The following is a 1,695-nucleotide window of genomic DNA, read 5'->3' as shown; positions in this document are numbered from 1 at the left end:
GGTGGGGGTTGGGGGGGGAACTGACAGCTGTAGTGGGGGTTTCAGGCGGCCTCAGCCGTGGTGTCGACACCGAGGCGTTCGAGCAGCCGGCCGCGCAGCTCGGCGAAGCGGGGGTCGGCGATGTCGCGGGGACGCTCCAGCTCGACCGGGGTCTCGTAGGCGATGACGCCCTCGTCCATCACCAGGACGCGGTCGGCGAGCAGGGCGGCCTCCTCGACGTCATGCGTGACGAGCAGCACCGCGCAGCCCCGGCGCTGCCACAACTCGCCCACCAGGCGCTGGGCCTTGATGCGGGTGAGGGCGTCCAGCGCGCCGAACGGCTCGTCGAGCAGGAGCAGGTCGGGCTCACGGACCAGGGCCCGTGCCAGGGAGGCGCGTTGGGCCTCGCCGCCCGAGAGGGTCTTTGGCCATGCGTTCGAGCGGTGGCTCAGGCCGACCTCCTCCAGCGCCTGGTCTGCGACAGCGCGTTCGGGCTTGCCCGGCAGGCCGAGCAGCACGTTGCGCCACACCTTCTTCCACGGCATCAGCCGGGGCGCCTGGAACGCGACGGCCTTGCGGCGCGGCACGAGGACGGTGCCCTCGATGTCGCGGTCGAGGCCGGCGAGGATGCGCAGGAGCGTGGACTTGCCACAACCGCTACGGCCGAGGAGCGCCACGAACTCGCCCGGCTGGACGTCGAGTTGGAGCTGGTCGATGACGGCGCGGCCGTCGAAGGAGCGGGTCAGTCCCTCGACGTGAACGGCGTGTGCCGCTCGGGGAGCCTCGGTTGCCAGGGGGCTCACCGGCCCGTGAACGTCGGTCGCCATTGCAGCAGCAGCCTTTCGAGGGAGCGGACGACGAAGTCGGCGGTCAGGCCGAGGAAGGCGTAGACGATCAGGCAGACCACGATCACGTCGGTGCGCAGGAAGTCCCGTGCCTGCACCATGAGGAAGCCGAGGCCGGCGTCGGCGTTGACCTGCTCGGCGAACACGAGCGCGAGCCAGGCGATACCGAGGGAGTACCTCAGGCCGGTCATGGCGCCCGGAAGCGCGCCGGGCAGGACGACGTGCCGCACGAGCCCCCAGCGCGACAGTCCGAGGGACTCCCCGGCCTCGATCAGCTGGGAGTCGACGCCTCGGATACCGGCGTACACGTTCAGATACAGAGGGAAGGTCACACCGAGGGTGATGATCGCCACCTTGGGGGCCTCGCCGATACCGAACCAGATGATGAGCAGCGGGATGAGCCCCACGAACGGCACGGTTCGCAGCATCTGGACGGGGGCGTCCACGAGGTCCTCGCCGACCCGGAACAGGCCCGAGACCAGGGCGAGCACGGTACCGACGACGACGCCGAAGAGCACTCCGATCGCGACCCGCTGCAATGACGTGCCCATGGCCGCCTGCAGCGAACCGTCGGAGATCAGATCACCCGCGACCTCCGCCGTCCGCCCCGGCGACGCGAGTACATCGGCGGTCAACACACCGGCGGCGCTGAGGATTTGCCACAGGGCGAGAAGGAGGACGGGGCCCGTGGTGCGACGCAACCAGCGGGGGACACGGCTGCGTCGGGTGGAGCTGGGGACGATGGGTTCGAGGTCGATGGGGCCTTGCCCGGCGGCGCCTGTGCCCGAACTTCCTATATCCGAAATATCGGATTCCAGGGAGTCGGGCGGGGCATGACTGATGCTCATGGATGCTCCACGGGAGGGGGAAC

General features: G+C 69.9%; 2 protein-coding genes. Both read right to left on the bottom strand.

The annotated features are described in order from the left end of the window. Positions 1–41 precede the first annotated feature (41 nt). The gene (locus FNH08_RS49715) at positions 42–806 is read right to left on the bottom strand and encodes an ABC transporter ATP-binding protein (RefSeq protein WP_152778584.1); all 765 of its coding nucleotides are present in this window, start codon (positions 804–806) and stop codon (positions 42–44) included. Then, positions 779–1,672 (bottom strand): ABC transporter permease, encoded by an 894-nt coding sequence (locus tag FNH08_RS49710; RefSeq protein WP_152778583.1) that lies wholly within the window; start codon positions 1,670–1,672, stop codon positions 779–781. The genes FNH08_RS49715 and FNH08_RS49710 overlap by 28 nt, the downstream gene beginning before the upstream one ends. Positions 1,673–1,695: the final 23 nt, after the last annotated feature.

Source organism: Streptomyces spongiae (assembly GCF_009377185.1).
Lineage (GTDB): Bacteria > Actinomycetota > Actinomycetes > Streptomycetales > Streptomycetaceae > Streptomyces > Streptomyces spongiae.
Note: the sequence above shows the minus strand (reverse complement) of the source record. Positions and strands in the feature narration are given on the sequence as shown.